Here is a 23,073-nt window from a genome sequence, read left to right as displayed (position 1 = left end):
TCCTAAGGCTTTTTTGGTGTTCTTACCGAATTGAAATATAAGATCAAAACATATAGTGAAAGTGAAAGGATGGTAATTAATGGGCCAAGTTCAATGGTTTTATGGTATAAAGTATGCATCCATGTACCTTCTTCAAACAAACTTACCGGGATTGCGTTAGATGGCTGTTCTGTTTGATAAAATCGAACATAGATTGGTTTCCACAAAATAAAAGCAAATATACTTGCGAATATCCCTTGTGCAATTCTTGCAATGAAGAACGGTTTAAAGCGTATATCCGACTGGGCTAAAATACTGGCAACCTGTGCTTGAACACTAAAACCGCTAAATGCAAGAATAAAGCTTGTAATAATCGCTTGTTGGAGTAGAGTAGCGTCCCCGACTCGGCTAGTTAAATCACTTCCCATTGTAATTTCAAATAATCCTGAAATGAATGGAATGCTAAGCATTTCAGGAAATGAAAATGTTGAAAGAGCAAAATCAAAACCTTTTGCGAGAGCAGCAGTTATATGTAGATGAAAGAGAAGCTTGTTAACTACTGAAAATAAAATAATAAATCCACCAACCATTAACAAAGTTTGAATGGAAGAACTTACAGCATCGCCTAGAAGTTTGCCAATGGGGCGGTTGTCATTTATTCTTGTTTGGTGAAGTGCTGAGAAAGCAGACCTAAGTATAAATGTTCCTTGCTTGTCCTCCGTTTTATCGGGGGTTTCCCTGCCATAAAACCTCATCATAAGACCCACACATATATTTCCTAAGTAATGAGCTAAAGCTAAAATGACTCCTAAATGAGGGTTGTGGAAAAAGCCAACTGCAACGGCCCCGAAGATAAATAAAGGATTTGAGGAGTTGGTGAAGGAAACAAGCCGTTCTGCTTCAATTTGGGTTAACTGACCTTCCTGGCGAAGTCTTGTAGTCAACTTAGCACCTGCCGGGAATCCAGAAGCCATTCCCATAGCCCAAACAAACCCACCTACACCAGGAACTCTGAATAAAGGTCTCATGAGAGGCTCTAATAACACACCAATAAATTTAACTACCCCAAACCCAATTAACATTTCAGATACAATAAAAAACGGTAATAAGGATGGAAAAACAATTTCCCACCACATATTAAGTCCACGGATTGAGGCTTCAAAGGACTCCTTAGGATATGCAATCATGGAACCAGCTAAAATAATAGCAGATATCGATAAAAATATTGTTTTTATTTTTGATTGAAACAAAGAAAGAGCCTCCTCCCCGAGGGTTTTGTTATACTGTGTAAATAAATAATGTTAAAATAAGGATTATTCATTCATTTATCACTCTGGCCTTGTCCCCATATAACACAAATATACTCATAGAACGCTAATTTAGACCATAAGATTGAACGAGATTTCTCCTAACATATTTTGTATTGTCATATGCTTTTAAAGCTTATGAAAGGGAGGGAATGCTATGGAGCGTCCTAAAATAGGTTTAGCACTTGGTTCTGGCGGAGCACGGGGATTTGCCCATTTAGGGGTCATTAAAGTTTTGAAGGAAGCTGGAATTCCTATTCATATTATCTCCGGCAGCAGTATGGGAGCATTAGTTGGCAGCTTTTATGGGGCAGGTATTGAAATTGACCGTTTATATAAATTATCAACTGCATTTAAACGTAAATATTTTTTAGATTTTACTGTTCCGAAAATGGGATTTATTGCAGGAAAAAGAGTAAAGGATTTCATTAGGGTTTTTACTCACGGAAAAAATATTGAAGATTTATCCATTCCATTAGGGATTGTGGCAACCGATTTACTTACAGGTGAAAAAGTTGTGTTTAAAGAAGGTCCCGTGGCAGAGGCTGTAAGAGCAAGTATATCTATCCCTGGGATATTTGTCCCTGAAAAATATAATGGAAGAATCCTGGTGGATGGTGGAGTGTCAGATAGGGTTCCGGTATCCGTTGCGAAAGAAATGGGTGCTGATATTGTAATTGCTGTTGACGTATCGAGGGTAAAACGTAATGCGGAAATCACCTCTATATATGATGTCATTATGCAGAGTATTGATATTATGCAAACAGAAATCCTTATTAATCGTGAAATTGCTTCTGATATCATGATTCGTCCGCCGGTTGAGGAATATAGCTCCCGTGCATTCACAAATATCGACGAAATCATTACTCGTGGAGAAGAAGAAGCAAAAAAACAAATAAACCAAATTAAACATGTTATAGAGGGATGGAAGGGGTAAACTGCTATGAGAAGAAAAATATTTGTGAGTTCTTCCATTGTTATTGCCATACTGATGATTGCGGGCATATTTTATTCATTACCTTATTATGTTTCAAAACCAGGTATTGCAAAAGAATTAGCTCCCATCATTCAAGTAGAGGACCGAAAGGCTGGGAAGGGCAGCTTTATGCTAACAACTGTAAGAATGGGAAGAGCCAATATCTATTCTTATGCGGAAGCTAAGCTTTTTGATTACGTTGAATTGTATCCGGTGGATGCCATTTTACATGAAACAGAAACGCAGGATGAATACAATGCCAGGCAGCTTCACATGATGGCAGGGTCGAAACTAAATGCAATAGAAGTAGCTTATAAAAAGGCAGGTTATCCTGTTGAATACGAATATAAGGGTGTCTATGTTGTTCAAGTAGTCCCCGATATGCCAGCAGAAGGAAAATTACTTCCTGGAGACCGTATCATTGAGATTGACGGTCAAGAATTTCCATCTTCAGAACATTTTATCGAATTTGTTGGCAGCAAAAAGGCTGGTAATCAAGTAGAATTAACGATTATCAGGAATAATAAAAGTAAAAAAGTAAAAGTTACCCTTCAAGCTTTCAAAGAGGATGCGAAAAAGGTAGGTATTGGAATTTCTTTGGTGGATGATAAAGAAATTATTGTAAGTCCAAAAGTAACAGTTAAGACCGATGAGATTGGCGGACCTTCAGCAGGATTGATGTTCGCATTGGAAATTTATGATCAATTAATGGAGGAGGACTTTACAAAAGGCTACAAAATTGCAGGAACAGGGACCATTGATTCAAAAGGAACAGTGGGGCCAATTGGTGGGATTGACCAAAAAATTGTTGCTGCAGACAAGGAAGGAGCAGAAATTTTCTTTGCTCCGAATGAAAAAGGAAGCAGTGATTCCAATTACAACATAGCGGTTAAGACAGCAAATGACATTGATTCAAAAATGAAAATTGTTCCGGTAGACAAAATTGATGATGCGATAAATTACTTGAAGAAATTACCTATGAAATAAGAAAGATGATGTCTCTTTGAGGCATCATCTTTCTACATAAATAGGGTGTTGTTTAAATTCTTGTTGTAATAAGATGTTTCCATTTTGTTTTCCTAACCCAAAGGAATATACACGTGATGCTTTAACATCGAGGGAAATATCGTTTTCTTTATATGCTGATAGTTTGGAAATAAGCGGAAGGTTAAATTGTGATTTATTTTTATTTAAGTATTCTTTTCCTCGTCTTGTCATTCCTAATAGTCTTAGATATGAAGCTTTTTCTAAAGTACCGCTCATTTCTGCTTTTTTTGTATTGGTTAAGATATGGACACAAATCCTTTGAAGTCGAGTCCAGGTATAGCGTTTTGTTTTTACTTTTTCCATAAATTCTTTAAAGTTAAAGGACTCTAGTGCAGCTGCTATTAATCTGTTTTCTATTCCTTCTTCAACCTCGTAAATTTCTCTAAGTTCAAGTGGGGTGCTATGGATTAGGCGAAAACGTAAAAAACTCCAATAATTTTCCCATTCATGAAAATTACCGTAACCATTTAGATACTCTTTGAGCAATGTGCTTGTTGTATCAGGTACATATTGTTCAATGGAGCTGTTGTTTCCTGTAGGAGCAAAGAGTGCTTTTCGAATGCTTGTCGCACTAGCAATGGTCTCAGTGGCAAAGTGTTCATCATGGTAATCCGCATTTTTTCTCTTTACCGTAAATGGAACAATTGAACTTTTTTGCTTTTTTAGAGCTTTTACATAATGAAATCCAAGGATATTATTTGGTTTATCTAAACTTAATAGGTTTTCAGTACTTGACAATGACTGAAAAGACAACGATAATGCTTTAGGGAAACTTACACCTGTTTTGATATTCATTTTTATTTTTTCATCTAAACAATCTTTATGCAAATCCATATAATCGACTGTTTTCTGGAAGGTTGAAATTTCACCGCTTTCACTGCCGAAGCAAAGTGAATGGCACCCAATGGCATCTAGAATCGAGACTGCACCATTTGCAAAGGTTTCGGCCTTTTGAGTTGCAAATGGATAAGGAAGTTCTATGACAATATCAACCCCGCTAAGGAGTGCCATTTTTGTCCGGTACCATTTAGAAACAAGAGCAGGTTCACCGCGTTGAAGGAAATTCCCACTCATAACAGCGACAGCAAGATCAGCATGAGCAGTTTCCTTTGCTGCTTGTAGATGATAGGCATGTCCATTATGAAATGGATTATATTCAACAATTACACCAACAGCTTTCATGATTAAATTCTCCTTATTCTTTAAAATATCTTGGTATTTTTTCAGTAATCGTATTATAGCAAAAATTACCAAAATAAGATATTGGTTCATAATAATGGCAAACGTGGATTGTAATAGGATTGAACTGGGTAAGCTAGTATGAAGAAAGTGTTTTGGAAAAAAGTAAGATGAAAATCACGTTTTTAGGTGTAAAGAAAAAACATTGACAAAAATTTAATCGAAGGCTATAATTACCTTTGTTGCCTTGGGGTGATTCAATTGAAATGGACATTAAGCCAATTACAAAAATATCGAAACAAGGATTTTCTGATAGATGATACGATTAGAGTTGATGAAGTTATTGAAACGGATCCATCGATTCGTGAAGTATCTCCGATGCATATTACCGGTCGGGGTGACATTGATTCAACAAAAGTGACATTTCATTTGAAAATAGAAGGTTATTTAATCCTGCCTTGTTCTCGTACTTTAGTGGATGTAAAACTTCCGATTAATGTCGACACAACTGAAACTTTCCTCTTACAAGGTTCAGAATATGAAACTGAAGAGGAAGTATATCAAGTAAAAGGGGAAGTAATTGATTTAATGCCAGTCATTAGAGAAATCCTTTTACTAGAAGTTCCAATGCAGGTGTTCTGTGAGGATGTTAATCATGAAGATGCTGCACCACAATCCGGTAAGGACTGGGAAGTTGTTCATGATCAAGATCAATCCAAGAAGATTGATCCAAGACTAGCAGGTCTTGCAAAGTTTTTTGATAAAAACAATTCTTCTTCCGAATCATAATCAGCAAAACAAGAAGCAAAGTGAAGAACCAGCATTCCTGGCCTTCATTACTTTCTTAATACTCTTTAAGGAGGTGGGAAGAATGGCTGTACCTTTTAGAAGGACTTCTAAAACAGTAAAAAGAAAACGTCGTACACATTTTAAATTAAATGTACCTGGTATGGTAAGCTGCCCAAACTGTGGTGAAATGAAAGTTTCACACCGCGTATGTAAAGCTTGCGGAACATACAAAGGAAAAGACGTTGTTAACGACTAATTTCCATTAGGATAAAGCACAAGGCGCAATATGCCCTTGTGCTTTTGTCGTTACCTGAGAATTTTATTTACATACAAACAGGGAGAAAGGTGGAAGCAGTTTGTCTTATTCGATTGAGAAAAGAGATAGTGGGTATTTATTATTTACAATTGCAAGAAGTAATAAAAGAAATGCGATAAATTATGATGTCATGCAAGGATTAACAGAAGCTGTTTTCTTAGCAGATGATCCTACTATAAAGGCGCTTGTTATTACGGGGGAAGGTGACACTGCTTTTTGTTCAGGTGGTGACTTATCTGTATTTCATCAGCTTAAAACAAAAGAAGAGGCCTATGTAATGCTTTCGAAGATGTCCAAAATTCTTATTTCAATACTGACAATGACGAAACCAACGATTGCGCTTATTAATGGTACGGCCATTGGCGGGGGATGTGAGATTGCAGCCGCATGTGATTTCCGTTTAGCAAGAGAAGGTATAAGAGCTGGATTTGTTCAAGGTAAACAAGCAATTACCACTGGTTGGGGAGGGGGCACGATTTTAGCAGAAAAACTACCAGCCGCGGGAAGTATGAAGCTTTTAATGGAAGCTGAAATTCAAACAGCTGATTATTTAAGAGAAGCTGGTTTTATAGATTTGATTTATTCAAAAGACCCCATCGCTTCCTGTGAAGCCTATTTGGAGAAGTTGTTAGCTGTTGAATTAAGTGTATTAGAATCATATAAAAGGATGTGGATTCGAAAATGGGAGGAAAGTAAGCTTCTGGAAAGAATAGAGGAAGAAATTAGTCGTTGTAGTGTCCTATGGGAAAGTGAGTCGCATCATAGATATGTCCAAAAATTTATTAGTAAAAAAATACAGAAATAAGAATAAAGACAATCTGTTAATCAGTCTATCTTTTCTAGTAGATGCATATGTATGAATAAAAACACTAGGAGGGATTTGACTTATGTCACCAACTCGCCAAGATGCATGGTCCCAAGATGAAGATTTATTGCTTGCTGAAGTTGTGTTAAGACATATTCGAGAAGGCGGGACGCAGCTCCAAGCATTTGAAGAAGTTGGAAAACAGCTATCTCGAACATCGGCTGCCTGCGGATTCCGATGGAACTCGTTTGTTAGGAAGCAATATAAATCAGGAATTGAACTGGCAAAAAAGCAGCGGAAAGAATTAAAAAATCAGGGCGTGCCTGCAGAAAAAGATTATCCGAAAGAGTTAGTTAATGAAGAAACGACGTCACCTGTTTCAGCTAGGAGTGAAGGGGTTACATTCCAAGCTGTGCTGCACTTTTTAGAAAACCTTCATAAGAAAGCTTCGGCTGCGTCAAGCATCGAGGAGGCGAAAGAGAAGTCTATTCAAAAAATAAAAGATCTTGAAAAGAAATCTTATTCACTTGCAGCGGAAAATGAAAGATTATCAAAAAACCTAAAGGCAATCGAGGAGGACTACCGTTCTTTAATTGAGATTATGGAAAGAGCACGAAAAATGGTTGTCTTGCAAGAAGAAGATAGACAGCAAAAAGTAAAATTCCAAATGGATAAAAACGGGAACCTCGAAAGAGTTGAAAAATAGTAAAAAGCGGACAATATGTCCGCTTTTACTTATTCGTGATGAGCTGCTTCTACACCTTCTGGGTACCAGACAAGTGGATTTTCCCCTCTGTCGCGTTCCATATCGTATTCAACATTTGTAAAGTTCATATGCTCCCAAAAGCTTCTTGATTGTACTCTTGGGTTGGTTTTAATTGGGAGACCAAAGCTCTTTGCAAACTCTACAAGTACTTTTCCATAGCCCTTGCCCTGATATTCTGGTAAGACTTCAAGCTTCCATAATTCTAAATAATTTTGTGGAGGATAGAAGTATCGATCAAACTTCGAGTCTATTTGATATAGACTCATACGGGCTACTAGTTTGTCTCCAAAATAGATACCGTAAAAAGGAGAGTCGCTATTATTATCAACCATATTTGCTTCTAAATCCTCGAGCATAGAAAGCTCTTGTATTCCATATTCTTTGAATTTTTTAAATTCCTCTAGTGTTTTATAATTTACTTTTAATTTTTCAACCTTCATTACCATCATAAAGCCCCCTAAGAATTGATTTGCATATGAATTGTATATATTCATTTATTACTGAATAATATGGAATGTGATTAATGAGAAGATTATTCAAAATGAATTAATATATATTATATAACAAATAAACAAAAAATTCTTTAAATAAATGATTGAAAGAAAGCGTTTCCTGACTTGCAGTAGTAAAAACCTAAAAACATAAGGATTTAGGTGGAAAAAAGGTGATAATTTAATTCTAATCTAGAAGTCCCAACTCACAAATAATTGAATTGGGATTTTTCTTTTTTTTAAACAGACTTACAAACTAGTATCTGCTAAAATATAAATAAAATAGATAAAATTGGGTGGATATCATGAATACTATTGGCATTGTCGGTGCTGGGTCGATAGGATTATTATTTGCGTCATACTTGGCTAAGTCCTTTTCTGTAACACTTTATACAAGAACAAGTGAACAAGCAGAAATAATCAATCAAAAGGGTATAATCCTTCAGAAGGGTAGTACTCAAAGGACAATCCGCGTTAAGGCCTTTCCAATTTCAAAATGGCAGGGTAATGAAGAATTAACAATCATTGCGGTTAAACAATATCACCTTCATTCTATTATTGACCATGCAACTAAATACGATTGCAGCCCACAAAATCTATTATTTTTACAAAATGGTATGAGACATTTACCATTACTTGAAAAAATGGATGCTGCTGCTATTCTTATAGGATCCGTTGAGCACGGAGCAAGTAAGGTGAATTCAAATACGGTACGTCACAATGGTGAGGGTGCTGTAAATGCAGCTGTATATAAAGGTGAATCTGAAATTCTCATGGAGCTTGCAAAAATATGCGCACCAATGTACTTTCCTATTGTAATAAAAGACAATTATTATCAAATGATGGTAAATAAATTAATTGCCAATGCAGTAATTAATCCTTTAACAGCGATTCTTCAAGTTAAAAATGGAGAATTAATTACAAACACTTTCTATTTTGCTGCAGTTAAAAAACTATTTCTCGAAATCGCTTCTATTTTAAACTTAAAAGATCCAATTAGAAAATTTAGAAATATGCTTAGAATATGTAAAAATACAGCTGATAATCAGTCCTCTATGCTAAAAGATTTGGAGGCAGGAAGAAGGACAGAGGTTGATGCGATTCTTGGCTTTCTGTTAGATGAAGCAAAAAAACAACAAAAGCAGGCAATAAATATTGAGAATTACTATTATTTATTAAAAGGGAAAGAAAAGGCTAGGGAGGGAGTTAATTGAATTCATTTATCTCATCAATCATTACAATTTTCTTAACAGTACCTCTACTAGGATTTTTTATCATTTTTGTAATAAATAAGTTAATTACTAAAAACGCTCGAAAATCTTTTCATAAAGCCTTGGACTACTCAAACATTTTATTTATCTTGGCCGTTCACTTTTTATTAATAACCATATGGGGGAAATCCTTTTTCTGGTGGATTCTGTTATTTTTAATTATCATTGCAATGGTTTTTGCTGTAATACATTGGAGGATAAAGGGTGAAATTATCTTTACGAGGGTGTTTAAAGGCTTTTGGAGATTTAATTTTCTAATCTTCTTTTTAGCTTATATATCCTTAACTTTATTCGGTATATTACGGAGTGCGGTAACTTTTACATTTTCCTAAGCAAAGATTTTTTTTATTAGGATAGAAGATGTTATACTCATATGGAATGAATACGGTTGATTAGAAAGGAAGTACATAAATGGAGATTTTAAATCTCTCATTATCAGCAACGAACCGATTTGCTTCTAATTATCTTGAGCAATCTCCTGATATTTTGTCCTTTTTTCATTATCGGTTTAATGACTTTGGCGAAGATCAGAAGAGATTGGATGAATTAAGTAATAGAAGCTTTCCGCGTGAAGAAGTAGCTGATTACATTGAGAAATTTATGGAGCGTTTTCCATCCTCAGAGGCAGTAAATACATCTCTTGAAAAATTAAAAAAGTCAAATAGTGTAGTTGTCATAGGTGGTCAACAAGCAGGAATACTCACTGGACCGCTTTATTCAATACATAAAATAATCTCAATCATTAAATTGGCTGAGGAAAAAGAGAAATTGCTTGGAATTCCCGTTGTGCCTGTATTTTGGATAGCAGGGGAAGACCATGATTATCATGAGGTTAATCATGTGTTTATGCCGGTGGAGCAAAGAGTAGATAAATGGTCTTATCCAGAAAAAGTTAAACAAAAGAAGATGGTCTCGGATATTACCCTCAATAAAGAAATTTGCAGGGAATGGGTAAATAATCTTATTGAAAATTTCGGGGAGACGAATCATACTAAACAGTTAATTCGTTTTGCAGAAGGAGCGTTAGTGAAATCAACTACCTTTGTTGACTTTTTTGCCAATATTGTTATGGAACTTTTTAAAGAGAATGGCTTATTAATCGTGGATTCAGGTGACATCAATTTCCGTCTTTTACAAAAAGAAAACTTTTCTAAACAAATTCAGCACCATAGGGAAATTACGAATTATTTACTCGAACAGCAAAGTGTGATAGACAGGAATGGGTTTCCTATTACAATTGATTCAACTGAAAGAGCAGCGAATATCTTTTACTGTCATCCAAAATCACATGAGCGAATTTTACTCGAATTTGATTTGGAAAGTAATCGTTTTGTGGGGAAAAGTGGTGGAGTTTCCTTTACAAAAAACGAATTACTTGAAATTGCCAGCCATGATCCTGCGAAACTTAGTAATAATGTGGTGACACGCCCCTTAATGCAAGAGTGGCTATTTCCGACACTGGCTTTTATTGCTGGACCGGGTGAAATTTCTTATTGGGCTGAATTGAAGCTTGTCTTTGAACATTTTGATATAAAGATGCCACCTATTATGCCAAGATTAAACATTACCCTGTTGGAAAGAGCCGTTGAAAGTGATATAAATGAGCTGCAATTAGAGTTATCAGAGGTTTTAAGCAGGGGAAGTGTAGAAGAAAGAGATCGATATCTAGAATCTATAAAAGATAAAGAAGTTTCAGAACTATTCTCTTCACTAAAGTCTCAAGTTTTAAAGCAGTATGAGCTTATTGAAGCAAAAACAAATAAGCTGGATAAGAGTTTGCTGCCGTTAGTAAAGAAAAATGAAAACTATCTATTAAAGCAAATTGGATTTATGGAAACAAAGCTGGAAGAATCAGTAATGCTAAAGTTTGATGTGATTCTTAGTAAGTTTAACCGTATTGATTTATCCTTGCGTCCGGATGGTTTCCCTCAAGAGCGAGTGTGGAATATATTCTATTATTTAAATCAGTATGGAACTAATTTTATTAAAGAATTAATGGAACTTGAGTACCTATTTGATGGCCGGCATAAGGTAATAAAACTTTAAGAAACTTTACTTCAATGTGAGGTTTCTTTTTTTTTTTTTTTTTTTGCAATGCTGTGTTAAAGCTAATTATTGATATTGCACCCTGTTGATTTGCGCGGAAGGCACGAAGACTCCTGCAGGAGTACGGAGCAGGGGAGACCCCACAGGCGCCTTTTGCGCCGAGGAGGCTCCCCGCAACGCCTGCGGAAAGCGAAGTGCCTGGAGTGTAAATCAACAGGTCCGATTAACACAGCCATTTTTTTAAAAAAATTCTGGATAAAAAAGGATTTTAGCCAGCAATCAAGAATTATTAAAAAATAGGTGGAGGAAAGTGGGGGATTGTGGTACATTTTATATAGAAAGTGGGGGTACCGGGTATGTTCATGGGTGAATACCATCATAGCATTGATATCAAAGGTCGAATGATCGTACCATCCAAATTCCGCGAAGAACTTGGCGAAATGTTTATCATCACACGCGGATTGGATCAATGTCTATTTGGTTACCCATTATCAGAGTGGGCGCTGATTGAAGAAAAGCTTAAAGGCCTGCCTCTGACGAAAAAAGATGCCCGTGCATTCACCAGATTCTTCTTTTCTGGAGCTACAGAAAGCGAACTAGATAAACAAGGAAGAATCAACATTCCGGCACCATTGCTTCAATATGCAAAATTAGAAAAAGAATGTGTAGTTTTAGGAGTTTCCAATCGAATCGAAATATGGAGCAAACAGATTTGGGAGGACTATTTCTCACAATCTGAAGATTCTTTTGCTGAAATTGCAGAAAATATGATTGGTTTTGATATATAATGGACAAGTTATTCTATTATAACTTGAGTTTTATATCGTTCGATTGGAAAAGGTGATAATGATGTTTGAACATACAACTGTGTTACTGGATGAAGCTGTTAATGGATTGAATATTAAACCAAACGGCATTTATGTGGATTGTACTTTAGGTGGAGCTGGCCACAGTTCCCAGATACTTTCAAAACTTACTGATAACGGAAAATTGTTTGCCTTCGATCAAGACGAAATAGCTATTGCGCATGCAAAAGAGAAATTGTCACTCTATGGTGAGCAACTAACAATAATTAAAAGCAATTTCTTATACCTGAAGGAAGAGCTTGAAAAGCTTGGAATTGAAAAAGTTGACGGGGTTTTATATGACCTTGGTGTGTCCTCTCCTCAATTAGATACTCCTGAGCGAGGCTTCAGTTATCATCATGATGCACCGCTGGACATGAGAATGGATAATGAAGCGCATATATCAGCTTATGATGTCATTAATCATTGGTCTTATGAGGATTTGGTCAGAATCTTCTTCCGCTATGGAGAAGAGAAATTCTCTAAGCAAATTGCCCGAAAAATAGAGGCCAGAAGAGAGATTCAGCCAATTGAAACCACGTTTGAGTTGGTTGACCTTATAAAGGAAGGGATTCCTGCCCCTGCAAGAAGGAAGGGCGGACATCCAGCTAAGCGGATTTTTCAAGCCGTAAGAATCGCCGTAAATGATGAATTGGCTGTTTTCGAGAAGTCTATACAAAAAGCGATTGATATTCTTAATCCTGAAGGAAGGATAAGTGTTATTACCTTCCATTCTTTAGAAGACCGAATTTGTAAGGCTGCTTTTAAAAAGGCAAGTGAAATACCAGATTTACCGCATGGTTTACCTGTGATACCAGAGGAATTCAAACCTATTTTGAAATTAATAACTAGAAAGCCAATTCTTCCATCAGAAGAAGAATTAGAACATAATAATCGTGCCAGATCTGCAAAGCTACGAATAGCAGAAAAAATATAAAAAAATTATGTGGAGGGGAAAGAATGAGTAATCTTGCCAGGAAATTTCAGCAACAACAGCAAGTAGAACAGACAGTACAGGAACGTACTATTGTAAAAACAAAAAAGCACTGGCTTACACCTGGGGAGAAAATAATCGGAATCGTATTTACAGGGTTGGTTTGTTTTGGTGCTGTCAACCTCATCTCGAATCAAGCGGAAATTTACCAGGTAAATAAGGATATTCAGGAAGTTCAAACTTCGATAAATGAACTAGAAAAGGTAAACAATGACCTCCAGGTTCAAGTAAGTGAGCTTAGTACCTATGAACGGATTTGGGAAAAAGCAAAACAAATGGGGCTTGTTTTAAACGAAAATAACGTCAAGGTTGTGCACGAGAAATGAATAGGAAACAGCCAAATATGAATTTCGGAGCAGCTGGATTGTTTGTAATCTTCGGCCTGCTCTTTTTTATATTGCTTATTAGATACTTTTCCATTCAAATTACGGGTGAGGTCGGTTCCCAGCCGCTTGCAGCAAAAGCACAGCAGAAATACAGCCGAACTGGGAATTTGGATGCGGTAAGAGGTGTGATTTACGATCAAAAAGGGGAAGTTATCGCTGAGGATACAACTTCTTATACGTTGATTGCCGTTTTAGATAAAAAGATGACGACGAATCCCAAAAAACCTAATCATGTTACGGACCCGGAGAAAACCGCAAGGGAATTATCAAAGTTTATCGATATGGAAGAATCTAAGATTTATAATGTTTTAACGAAAGATCAGTTTCAGGTTGAATTTGGGAAAGCGGGAAGAGATATTTCGCACCAAACAAAAAAAGAGATTGAAGCTCTAAAACTTCCAGGAATTACATTTAAACGCGACTCGAAAAGGTTTTATCCGAATGGAATCTTTGCTTCTCACCTAGTTGGATATGCAGACAGAATTGATGAAAGTGATGGAAGCTACAATTACGTTGGGAAAATGGGAATTGAACAGACCTTAAATAAGGAGTTAACCGGTAAGGATGGACAAATTAATTACGAAAGTGATTTATGGGGGTATCTGCTTCCAAACGGTGACCAAAAGGTTACCCCAGCCAAGAACGGAAACGATGTCTACTTAACGATTGACAAGAAAATTCAAACATTCTTAGAAGATGCGATGAACAAAGTAGTAGAGGAATATAATCCGAAGAAAATCATTGCCATTGTTGCTGATCCAAAAACAGGTGAAATCTTAGCGATGGGACAGAGACCTTCCTTTCATCCTAAAACAAAGGAAGGGATTGATAACAGCTGGCATAATGAAGCCATTGAAACTTCTTTTGAACCAGGTTCAACGATGAAGATTTTCACGCTTGCTGCGGCAATTGAAGAAAATCAATTTGATCCCAATGAATTATTCCAATCTGGTTCTTATCGAGTAACATCTAAAGACAGGCCGATACATGACCATAATAGATCTGGATGGGGAACCATTTCCTACCTTGAGGGAGTTCAGCGCTCTTCGAATGTTGCATTTGCAAAGCTGGCAAATGAAAAGTTAGGTTTTGAAAAATTTCATGAGTATTTAATAAAATTTGGATTGGACCGGGCAACTGGTATCGATCTTCCAAATGAAACGTCTGGAAAAATTCAATTCACCTGGCCTATTGAAAAAGCCACTACTGCATATGGACAAGGGACAGCTATTACGCCAATCCAGCAAATTCAGGCGGCAACAGCGATTGCAAATAAGGGGAAAATGATGAAGCCTCATGTGGTGGACAAAATCGTCGATCACGACACAGGAAAGGTAATTCGTGATAATGTGCCAGAAGTTGTTGCCACTCCTATTTCTGGGGAGACTGCGAAGAATGTCCTCGATATTCTTGAAACAGTCGTAACAAATCAAAAAACGGGTACGGGGAATCGATATCAAATTGATGGCTATAGTGTAGCAGGAAAAACAGGAACGGCAAGTATACCAGATCCTAAAGGCGGTTATTTAGGGGGCCAAGAGGATTATATTTTTTCATTTTTAGGGATGGCTCCTGTAGATGATCCAAAATTAATTGTTTACGTTGCAGTTCAACAACCAGAAATTGAGCACTATTCTTTGGGCTCTATTCCTGTTTCTATGGTTTTTAATCCCGTAATGAAAAACAGTTTACAATACTTAAATATTCAACCTTCACAACAAGAAAAAGCCTCTACAACAAAACTAGGAGAGTTCAAAGGTCAAGCAGTAACAGAAACAATGAAAAAACTTGAAGAACAGGAACTTGAGGTAGTTGTTTTAGGAAAAGGAACAAAAGTAACGGGACAGCTTCCAGCTGCCGGTACAAAGGTTCTCGAAGGTGAAAAAGTTATCCTTCAAACTGAGGGTGAATTGAATGCACCTGATTTTACTGGGTGGTCACTCCGGGACGTGATGAAGGTTGCAAAAATATCAGGTGTTAAACTAAATTCTACTGGCAGCGGTTATGTGGTTAAGCAAAATCTCAAAGAGGGTGCGCTTTTACGGGAAGGAGATTTTTTAATCATTGATTTAAAAACTCCAGAAGAAATCTTGCAGTTAGAAGAAGAAGAAAATAAGGAAGTTGATGAAAATAGTAAGTTACCTGATGAAGTGACAGAAGATGTCCCATTAGGTGGATAATAGGCCTAGAACGGTATTAGTATTCGTTCTAACCAAATAAGTACAAGCATATAAATGAACGAGTAGGATAAAGGAGGCTCGTTCATTTTATGCGTGTTTCAAATGTAACTGTCCGTAAGAGGTTAATGATTGCATTGTTCGTGGGAATTCTAATCTTTTTAATCATTGATGTCCGACTTGGTTATGTACAGTTTGTTCTAGGTGATATGTTGACCGGTCAAGCTAAAGGATCTTGGAGTAGAAATATTCCTTTTGAACCCGAGCGCGGCGAAATAATAGACCGTAATGGTGTCCCATTGGCCACAAATGTTAGTGCTCCAACTGTATATGTAGTCCCAAGACAGGTCAAAGACCCTGCTGCAACTTCTGAAAAATTGGCAGCTGTATTAAATATTCCTAAAGAAAATGCCTATCGACAAATCACCCAGGGTGAATCGATTGTAAGGATAAAAGAAGGAAGAAAGATTTCTCATGAAAAAGCAAAAGAAATCAGGGCATTAGGACTCGAGGGAGTTTATATAGGTGAAGACTCAAAAAGGCATTATCCGTTTGGAAGCTATCTTTCACACGTTTTAGGATTTTCAGGAGTGGACAACCAGGGGTTAATGGGATTAGAACTGTACTATGATAAAGAGCTAAGTGGTGAAAGAGGATCCGTTAAGTTTTACGCTAATGCCAAGGGAGAAAGAATGGATGACATGGCTGATGACTACGAGCATCCTGTAGACGGCTTAGATTTAAAGCTTACCATTGATACCAAAATTCAAACGATTATTGAGAGAGAGCTTGATATCGCGGAGGCAACCTATAATCCTGATGGAATTATTGCAATTGCGATGAATCCAAATAATGGGAAAATTTTAGGAATGTCAAGTCGACCAACATTTGACCCAGCAAATTTTAGAAATGTTCCTCAAGAAGTGTATAACCGGAATCTTCCTGTATGGTCCAGCTATGAGCCAGGTTCTACTTTTAAAATCATCACGCTAGCAGCTGCGTTAGAGGAAGGAAAGGTGAATTTAGAAAAAGAACATTTTCATGATCCTGGTTCAGTAGAAGTTGCGGGTGCAAGGTTGAAATGTTGGAAACGCGGCGGACATGGAAGCCAGACTTTTTTAGAAGTAGTCCAAAATTCTTGTAACCCTGGATTTGTGGAACTAGGTCAAAGATTAGGGAAAGATACCTTATTTAAATATATAAAAGATTTTGGTTTTGGGCAGAAAACTGGGATTGATTTAGCTGGTGAAGGTTCAGGGATTTTATTTAATTTAGATCGAGTAGGTCCTGTTGAACTAGCAACAACTGCTTTTGGTCAAGGTGTATCGGTAACACCCATACAACAGGTTGCAGCCGTTGCCGCAGCAGTAAACGGCGGAATTCTTTATAAGCCATATATCGCAGAAGAATTAATTGATCCTGTTACAAAAGAAGTTGTGATGAGAAATACACCTGTGGAGAAACGAAGAGTTATCTCTGAAGCAACCTCTAAGGAAATTCGCCATGCTCTAGAGAGTGTTGTCGCCCAAGGTACAGGTTTTAGGGCTTTTGTTGACTCCTATCGAATTGGCGGTAAAACAGGAACAGCACAAAAAGCGCAAAACGGAAGATATTTAGAAAATAACTTTATCGTTTCATTTATGGGCTTTGCCCCTGCAGATGATCCAGAAATCGTTGTATATGTGGCGGTAGATAACCCCAAAGGCGGATTGATCTTCGGGGGAACCATAAGTGCTCCAATTGTAGGCAGTATTATGAAGGATGGACTTATGGCCATGGGTGTAAAGCCTAGAAAAGATCAAATTGAAAAAGAATTAAGATGGCCGGACACGGCGCCAATAACACTTCCTGACTTAACAGGTTTAACGAAGTTGGAAATTACCGAACAGCTGCTAAATCTTAAAATTGATGCAAGTGGTGAAGGTGATATTGTTGTAAGACAGTCCCCTGAACCTGGTACAAAAGTAAAAGAAGGTTCCACAATAAGACTTTATTTTGGTAAAGAGGAATAATTAAAGAAATAAAATTCTTTAAGTTAGGCGGCCGGAATGATTTCCGCCGCCTGTTTTTTTGAAATACTAAAGGATAAATGGCATTCTACTTTGTTTTGCTGTAAAATAAGGTGAATCTTTTTAAGAGAAAATTTTATGTGAATAATTGTTAGTATTGCAAAAGGCAAGAGAGGATTTGAGATTATGAAACTACATGACCTACTTCAACATTTGCACCTCCTCGTTCCTTATCAAGGGACGAATCCTGAAATTACAGCGATTGAAAATGACAATCGTAAGGTGCAAAAGGGAAGTTTATTTATTTGTATTAAAGGATATACCGTCGATGGCCATGATTATGCAGAATCAGCAGTGAATAATGGTGCTGCTGCAGTATTAGCTGAGCGTCCACTAGCTCTTTCTGTACCTGTCATAATCGTTAATGATACAACTAGGGCGATGGCAGTATTAGCTGATGCTTTTTATGACCATCCAACAAAAAAACTACATTTAATTGGAATTACAGGAACAAATGGGAAAACAACCACAAGTCACCTTATCGAAAAAATATTTTCTGATGTAAATCGGAGTACTGGTCTAATAGGTACCATGTATACAAAAATAGGCAGCCAGAAGATTGAAACGAAAAATACAACACCAGAAAGTTTAATCCTTCAAAAGGGTTTCCAACAAATGCTTGATGCTGGTGTAGATACAGCGATTATGGAGGTTTCATCGCACGCCTTACATATGGGAAGAGTCCATGGGTGTGACTATGATATAGCTGTATTTACAAACCTCAGCCAAGATCATTTAGACTACCATAAAACAATGGATGACTATAAGCACGCTAAGAGTTTATTATTTTCTCAGCTAGGAAATACATTTGACCCTAATAAACCTAAATATGCAATTTTAAATGCTGATGACTCTGCTTCTGAGATGTATCGAAAATCAACAGCGGCTCATGTTGTGACATATGGAATTGATAATGAGGCCGATTTCCATGCTAGAAATATTAAGATGACTTCTGCAGGGACTACTTTTGAAATAGTATTAAAAGAGAAGTGTTATCCAATCAACATACAGTTAATTGGGAAGTTTAGTGTTTATAATGTTTTGGCTAGTATCGCTGCTGGTTTTGTTTCGAATATTCCGATTGAGGAAATTATTCACTCTATCGAAAGTGTTAAAGGGGTAGACGGAAGATTTGAACTCGTAAATGCAGGACAAGAATTTACCGTTATCGTTGATTATGCACATACACCGGACAGTTTAGAAAATGTCTTGAAAACAATACAAAGTTTTGCGAAAAAGAGGGTTTTTGTAGTTGTGGGATGTGGAGGAGACCGTGATAAAACCAAGCGGCCATTAATGGCTGAAATTGCTTGTCGTTATGGTACAAATCCTATTTTCACTTCAGATAACCCAAGAAGTGAAGACCCTTTAGCAATATTAAGAGATATGGAGAATGGTGTCTCTGGGGAAAGCTACATTACCATTCCTGATAGAAAAGAAGCTATTGTTAACGCAATTAACCAGGCAGCTGATGGGGATGTAATCTTAATTGCAGGTAAAGGTCACGAAACATACCAGATTATTGGCAGTAAAGTTTATGATTTTGATGACCGAGTCATTGCTCGGGAAGCTATCGAGGAGAGATAGAAATGTATTTAGCGTTTGAAGATTTAGTAACAATATTCCCAGATTATAAGGGTATAAGAGAGGCAGATCATTTATATTTTACGGTTTCTGACAATGCAGACACAGAGCAGACAAGAGGTCTATTTATACCGTTAAACGATGATTCAGGGGAACTATTAGATGCCATCGCAAATGGAGCCATTGCAGCAATTTGGGATAAACAGAAACAGCTGCCGAGATATACCCCAAATCACTTTCCCATCTTCTTTACTGAAAATCCAACATCAGGAGTCCGGGATTTGTTACGATTTTATTTAGAAAAAATAGACGGAGATAATAAAGAGAAAATGAATATGACTAAATTCGCATTTTTAAATAAAAAACTTCTCAAAGAAAATAAAGAAACATATGATATAGCTGTAATGTTAGAAAAGATAGCTATTAATAACTCGAATAATGATATAGAGAGGAGGGGATAAGAATGCTGGAGCAAGTTATTTTTTTCACAATTTTAATGGGCTTCCTGATTACTGTATTGCTTTCTCCCATTTTTATTCCCTTCTTAAGAAGGTTGAAATTTGGACAAAGCATTAGGGAGGAAGGTCCCAAATCCCATCAAGTAAAAACGGGTACACCAACGATGGGCGGAATTATGATTTTGTTTTCCATTATAATTACCACTCTTGTCATGACTGGAAAGTTTTCTGAACCGACTGTTAAAACCTACCTGCTTATTCTCGTGACATTTGGATTTGGTTTACTTGGATTTTTGGATGATTTTATCAAAGTTGCATTAAAGCGTAATTTAGGGTTAACCTCTAGACAAAAGCTTTTAGGGCAAATTATTATTTCTGTTATATTTTATCTAGTTTATAAAGAAAATGGTTACCCTACGGAAATTACTATTCCAGGTAGTGATTACTCCATCGAATTAGGCTGGTTTTTTGTGTTTTTTATTGTTTTTTGGCTGGTAGGATTCTCAAATGCAGTCAATTTGACAGATGGATTAGATGGATTACTTTCGGGGACGGCCGCAATCGCTTTTGGTGCCTATGCTGTCCTTGCTTGGAATCAATCGCAGATGGAAGTGGCAATCTTTTCAGTTGCTGTAGCTGGGGCAGTTTTAGGGTTCCTAGTTTTTAATGCCCATCCTGCAAAAGTATTTATGGGGGATACAGGGTCACTCGCACTTGGTGGGGCGATTGCAACCATTGCTATTTTAACAAAGTTAGAATTATTGTTAGTAATTATAGGTGGAGTATTTGTAATCGAAACCTTGTCGGTTATTTTACAGGTTATCTCTTTTAAAACAACTGGTAAAAGGATTTTTCGGATGAGTCCGCTGCATCACCATTACGAGCTGCTTGGCTGGTCAGAGTGGAAGGTTGTTGTAACATTTTGGAGCGTTGGATTAATACTAGCGATACTAGGTATCTATATTGAGGTGTGGTTATAAGTGAAGCAGATAAATACGTATCTTCATAAAAAAATTCTTGTCCTTGGGCTGGCAAAAAGCGGGGTAACAGCTGCTGCTCTTCTACATAAGCTTGGTGCGTTCGTGACGGTAAACGATAAAAAACCATTATCAGAAAATCCAGAGGCCAGGGGGCTATTAGAGCAAGGTATTAAAGTCATATGTGGTGAACATCCTGTTGAACTACTTGATGAAGGATTCGAACTCATTGTTAAAAATCCCGGCATTCCTTATCAAAACCCAATCATTGAAGGTGCTACCCAGAAGGGAATACCTGTATTGACTGAGGTCGAGCTTGCTTACAAAATCTCTGAAGCGCCTTTCATTGGTATAACCGGAACAAATGGAAAAACAACCACGACAACGTTAATTTTTGAAATGTTAAATGCAGGTAAAAAGAAGCCTTTAATTGCGGGGAATATTGGAACGGTAGCATCTGGTGTAGCGGAAGAGGCAACTGCAGAAAATAATATCGTTATTGAATTATCATCCTTTCAATTAATGGGAATAGAAACGTTCAATCCTAAAATAGCCATTATTACAAATTTGTATGATGCGCATTTAGATTATCATGGAACTAGGGAAGAGTATATTAAAGCAAAAGCAAATATCACTAAAAATCAAACAGAAACAGACTACTTTATTTATAACGCAGATCAGCAGGAAGTGGTGGAAATTGCTGAACAATCCAGAGCTGCTGGTATTCCATTTTCGACAAAGCGTGTGTTGACGGAAGGTGCGTACATTAATGAGGGCTGGATTTGTTTTAAAGGCGAAAAAGTAATGTTAGTAGATGAAATCGCACTTCCAGGTGTTCATAATCTTGAAAATATCTTATCCGCTATGGCAGCTGCAAAGTTAACCGGTGTTAAGAATGATGCTATTCAAAGTGTCCTTAGAACGTTCACAGGCGTTAAACACCGTCTTCAGTACGTTACAGAAATTGCTGATAGAAAGTTCTATAACGACTCAAAGGCAACGAATATACTTGCCACTATACCTGCGTTACAGGCTTTTAAAAATCCTATTATTCTGCTTGCCGGCGGTCTTGACCGGGGAAATGAATTTGATGAATTAAAGCCATACTTGGAAAATGTGAAAGCATTAATCACTTTTGGTCAAACTGCAGCGAAAATTCAGCGTGTAGGGGAAGAAGCAGGAATAAAACAAATTAACACTGTCGATAATGTTGAAAAGGCCGTGCCTGTTGCTTTTGAATATTCAGAACCAGGTGACGTTATTTTGTTATCTCCTGCATGTGCAAGCTGGGATCAATATAAAAGTTTTGAAGTCAGGGGAGACATTTTTATCGAAGCGGTGCATAAGCTTAAGTAAGGGCTTGTCTTACAAGGGGGTTACCCCGGGATGCCCTAAAACTTGCTATTCGAGGTGTTAGGTGTGCCGACAAAGAGAACAACTCCTGATTTTATATTATTAATTTGTACATTTACGTTATTGGCAGTAGGGCTTATTATGGTTTATAGTGCGAGTGCGGTATGGGCGGAATATAAATTCGATGACTCATTCTTCTTTGCAAAGAGACAAACGCTTTTTGCGGGTGTTGGGATTGCAGCCATGTTTTTTATTATGAATATTAATTATTGGACATGGAGAGAGTGGTCAAAGGTTATTTTGATAATTTGCTTTGTATTACTTTTACTCGTACTCATTCCAGGGGTTGGAAATGTTCGGAATGGCTCGCGAAGCTGGATTGGCGTAGGTGCCTTCTCAATTCAGCCTTCAGAATTTATGAAGCTTGCCATGATTGCCTTTTTAGCAAAGTTTCTTTCTGAAAGACAGAAGTTAATCACCTCCTTTAAACAAGGACTTGTGCCTTCATTAGGCCTTGCATTTGTTGCCTTTGCCCTGATTATGCTCCAACCAGATTTAGGTACTGGAACAGTAATGATTGGCACATGTGTGGTGATGATCTTTATTGCTGGCGCTAGAGTTGGACACTTTGCCTTTTTGGGTTTAATCGGATTAGCAGGATTTGTAGGTTTGGTTGCTTCTGCACCCTATAGGATGAAAAGAATCACTTCTTTCTTAGACCCTTGGCAGGATCCGCTGGGGAGTGGTTTTCAAATTATCCAATCGCTTTATGCAATTGGTCCTGGCGGCTTATTCGGACTAGGACTTGGTGAAAGCAGACAGAAGTTCTTTTACTTGCCGGAACCACAAACTGACTTCATTTTTGCGATATTAGCAGAAGAACTAGGTTTTATTGGCGGATCCTTCATTCTACTTTTATTTGCATTGTTGTTATGGAGGGGAATACGTATTGCCCTAGGGGCACCTGATTTATATGGAAGCTTTCTGGCAGTTGGTATCATTTCAATGGTAGCGATTCAAGTTATGATTAATGTCGGAGTAGTAACTGGATTAATGCCTGTTACTGGAATCACTCTTCCGTTCCTAAGTTATGGCGGATCCTCTCTAACCTTAATGTTGATGGCTATAGGTGTTTTATTAAACATAAGCCGTTATTCTAGATATTAATTTACCCTGTTCAGTGAGGCAGGGTCTTTTTATTTATCTCCTTTTTTGTTTACATTTAGATAACATTCTTTTATCAATCATTTTCTTCTGT

The 23,073-nt window shown here is 37.2% G+C and carries 22 protein-coding genes; 19 read left to right on the top strand and 3 right to left on the bottom strand.

From position 1 onward, the window contains the following. Positions 1-2: 2 nt before the first annotated feature. Complete coding sequence (gene ylbJ / locus M3189_RS01590; protein ID WP_251631177.1) at positions 3-1,229, bottom strand: sporulation integral membrane protein YlbJ; 1,227 nt, start codon at positions 1,227-1,229, stop codon at positions 3-5. A 214-nt stretch (positions 1,230-1,443) separates the two neighbouring features. On the opposite strand from ylbJ, the gene M3189_RS01585 reads away from it, so the two are divergent. Both M3189_RS01585 and M3189_RS01580 read left to right on the top strand, forming a co-directional pair. Next, a complete protein-coding gene (locus M3189_RS01585; protein ID WP_251631174.1) occupies positions 1,444-2,223 on the top strand; it encodes a patatin-like phospholipase family protein in 780 nt (259 codons plus the stop codon). A 6-nt stretch (positions 2,224-2,229) separates the two neighbouring features. Further along, positions 2,230-3,249, top strand: a complete 1,020-nt coding sequence (locus M3189_RS01580; protein WP_251631172.1) for a SepM family pheromone-processing serine protease — start codon at positions 2,230-2,232, stop codon at positions 3,247-3,249. Positions 3,250-3,273: 24 nt separating this feature from the next. Here M3189_RS01580 and M3189_RS01575 read toward each other — a convergent pair whose 3' ends face one another. Continuing rightward, positions 3,274-4,491: a nucleotidyltransferase gene (locus tag M3189_RS01575; RefSeq protein ID WP_251631170.1), complete on the bottom strand. Its 1,218-nt coding sequence runs from the start codon at positions 4,489-4,491 to the stop codon at positions 3,274-3,276. A 258-nt stretch (positions 4,492-4,749) separates the two neighbouring features. Between M3189_RS01575 and M3189_RS01570 the strand changes: the two genes are divergently transcribed. The 4 genes from M3189_RS01570 (at position 4,750) to M3189_RS01555 (ending at position 7,104) form a co-directional block, all read left to right on the top strand. Beyond that, the gene (locus tag M3189_RS01570) at positions 4,750-5,277 is read left to right on the top strand and encodes a YceD family protein (protein WP_251631168.1); all 528 of its coding nucleotides are present in this window, start codon (positions 4,750-4,752) and stop codon (positions 5,275-5,277) included. A gap of 82 nt (positions 5,278-5,359) precedes the next feature. Further along, the gene (rpmF, locus tag M3189_RS01565; RefSeq protein ID WP_251631166.1) at positions 5,360-5,533 is read left to right on the top strand and encodes a 50S ribosomal protein L32; all 174 of its coding nucleotides are present in this window, start codon (positions 5,360-5,362) and stop codon (positions 5,531-5,533) included. A 100-nt stretch (positions 5,534-5,633) separates the two neighbouring features. Continuing rightward, positions 5,634-6,398 (top strand): enoyl-CoA hydratase/isomerase family protein, encoded by a 765-nt coding sequence (locus M3189_RS01560; protein WP_251631163.1) that lies wholly within the window; start codon positions 5,634-5,636, stop codon positions 6,396-6,398. Positions 6,399-6,480: 82 nt separating this feature from the next. After that, on the top strand, positions 6,481-7,104 hold the full coding sequence (locus M3189_RS01555; protein WP_251631161.1) for an RsfA family transcriptional regulator: 624 nt from the start codon (positions 6,481-6,483) through the stop codon (positions 7,102-7,104). A 29-nt stretch (positions 7,105-7,133) separates the two neighbouring features. On the opposite strand, the gene M3189_RS01550 is transcribed toward M3189_RS01555, so the two are convergent. Beyond that, positions 7,134-7,610, bottom strand: coding sequence for an N-acetyltransferase (locus M3189_RS01550; RefSeq protein WP_251631159.1), 477 nt, complete (start codon positions 7,608-7,610; stop codon positions 7,134-7,136). Positions 7,611-7,960: 350 nt separating this feature from the next. Here M3189_RS01550 and M3189_RS01545 point away from each other — a divergent pair, with 350 nt between their 5' ends. From M3189_RS01545 to spoVE, 13 genes are all read left to right on the top strand, one after another. Further along, entirely contained in the window at positions 7,961-8,869 is a 909-nt protein-coding gene (locus M3189_RS01545) for a 2-dehydropantoate 2-reductase (protein ID WP_251631157.1), read from the top strand. Then, on the top strand, positions 8,866-9,258 hold the full coding sequence (locus tag M3189_RS01540; RefSeq protein ID WP_251631155.1) for a DUF3397 domain-containing protein: 393 nt from the start codon (positions 8,866-8,868) through the stop codon (positions 9,256-9,258). Before M3189_RS01545 ends, M3189_RS01540 begins: the two co-directional genes overlap by 4 nt. Before the next feature lie 79 nt (positions 9,259-9,337). Beyond that, positions 9,338-10,972, top strand: a complete 1,635-nt coding sequence (bshC, locus tag M3189_RS01535; protein WP_251631153.1) for a bacillithiol biosynthesis cysteine-adding enzyme BshC — start codon at positions 9,338-9,340, stop codon at positions 10,970-10,972. Positions 10,973-11,328: 356 nt separating this feature from the next. Then, positions 11,329-11,760 carry a division/cell wall cluster transcriptional repressor MraZ gene (mraZ, locus tag M3189_RS01530; RefSeq protein WP_251631151.1) on the top strand — a complete coding sequence of 144 codons (432 nt, stop codon included), beginning with the start codon at positions 11,329-11,331 and terminating at the stop codon, positions 11,758-11,760. A gap of 61 nt (positions 11,761-11,821) precedes the next feature. Further along, positions 11,822-12,754, top strand: coding sequence for a 16S rRNA (cytosine(1402)-N(4))-methyltransferase RsmH (gene rsmH / locus M3189_RS01525; RefSeq protein WP_251632056.1), 933 nt, complete (start codon positions 11,822-11,824; stop codon positions 12,752-12,754). Between the two features lie 23 nt (positions 12,755-12,777). Further along, positions 12,778-13,137 carry a cell division protein FtsL gene (ftsL, locus tag M3189_RS01520; RefSeq protein WP_251631149.1) on the top strand — a complete coding sequence of 120 codons (360 nt, stop codon included), beginning with the start codon at positions 12,778-12,780 and terminating at the stop codon, positions 13,135-13,137. Next, a complete protein-coding gene (locus M3189_RS01515; RefSeq protein WP_251631147.1) occupies positions 13,134-15,377 on the top strand; it encodes a penicillin-binding protein in 2,244 nt (747 codons plus the stop codon). The genes ftsL and M3189_RS01515 overlap by 4 nt, the downstream gene beginning before the upstream one ends. An 89-nt stretch (positions 15,378-15,466) precedes the next feature. Then, entirely contained in the window at positions 15,467-17,386 is a 1,920-nt protein-coding gene (locus M3189_RS01510; RefSeq protein ID WP_251631145.1) for a stage V sporulation protein D, read from the top strand. Positions 17,387-17,569: 183 nt separating this feature from the next. Next, entirely contained in the window at positions 17,570-19,030 is a 1,461-nt protein-coding gene (locus M3189_RS01505) for a UDP-N-acetylmuramoyl-L-alanyl-D-glutamate--2,6-diaminopimelate ligase (protein ID WP_251631143.1), read from the top strand. Between the two features lie 2 nt (positions 19,031-19,032). Next, positions 19,033-19,488, top strand: coding sequence for a hypothetical protein (locus M3189_RS01500; RefSeq protein WP_251631141.1), 456 nt, complete (start codon positions 19,033-19,035; stop codon positions 19,486-19,488). A 2-nt stretch (positions 19,489-19,490) separates the two neighbouring features. Continuing rightward, on the top strand, positions 19,491-20,465 hold the full coding sequence (gene mraY, locus M3189_RS01495) for a phospho-N-acetylmuramoyl-pentapeptide-transferase (protein WP_251631139.1): 975 nt from the start codon (positions 19,491-19,493) through the stop codon (positions 20,463-20,465). Next, positions 20,466-21,818 (top strand): UDP-N-acetylmuramoyl-L-alanine--D-glutamate ligase, encoded by a 1,353-nt coding sequence (gene murD, locus M3189_RS01490; protein WP_251631137.1) that lies wholly within the window; start codon positions 20,466-20,468, stop codon positions 21,816-21,818. Between the two features lie 63 nt (positions 21,819-21,881). Next, a complete protein-coding gene (spoVE, locus tag M3189_RS01485; RefSeq protein ID WP_251632054.1) occupies positions 21,882-22,982 on the top strand; it encodes a stage V sporulation protein E in 1,101 nt (366 codons plus the stop codon). Positions 22,983-23,073 lie beyond the last annotated feature (91 nt).

This window comes from Neobacillus niacini (assembly GCF_023715415.1).
In the GTDB taxonomy this organism is placed as follows: Bacteria; Bacillota; Bacilli; order Bacillales; family Cytobacillaceae; genus Neobacillus; species Neobacillus niacini_C.
The sequence above is the reverse complement of the archived record's forward strand: the minus strand, read 5'-3'. Positions and strand labels throughout refer to the sequence as shown.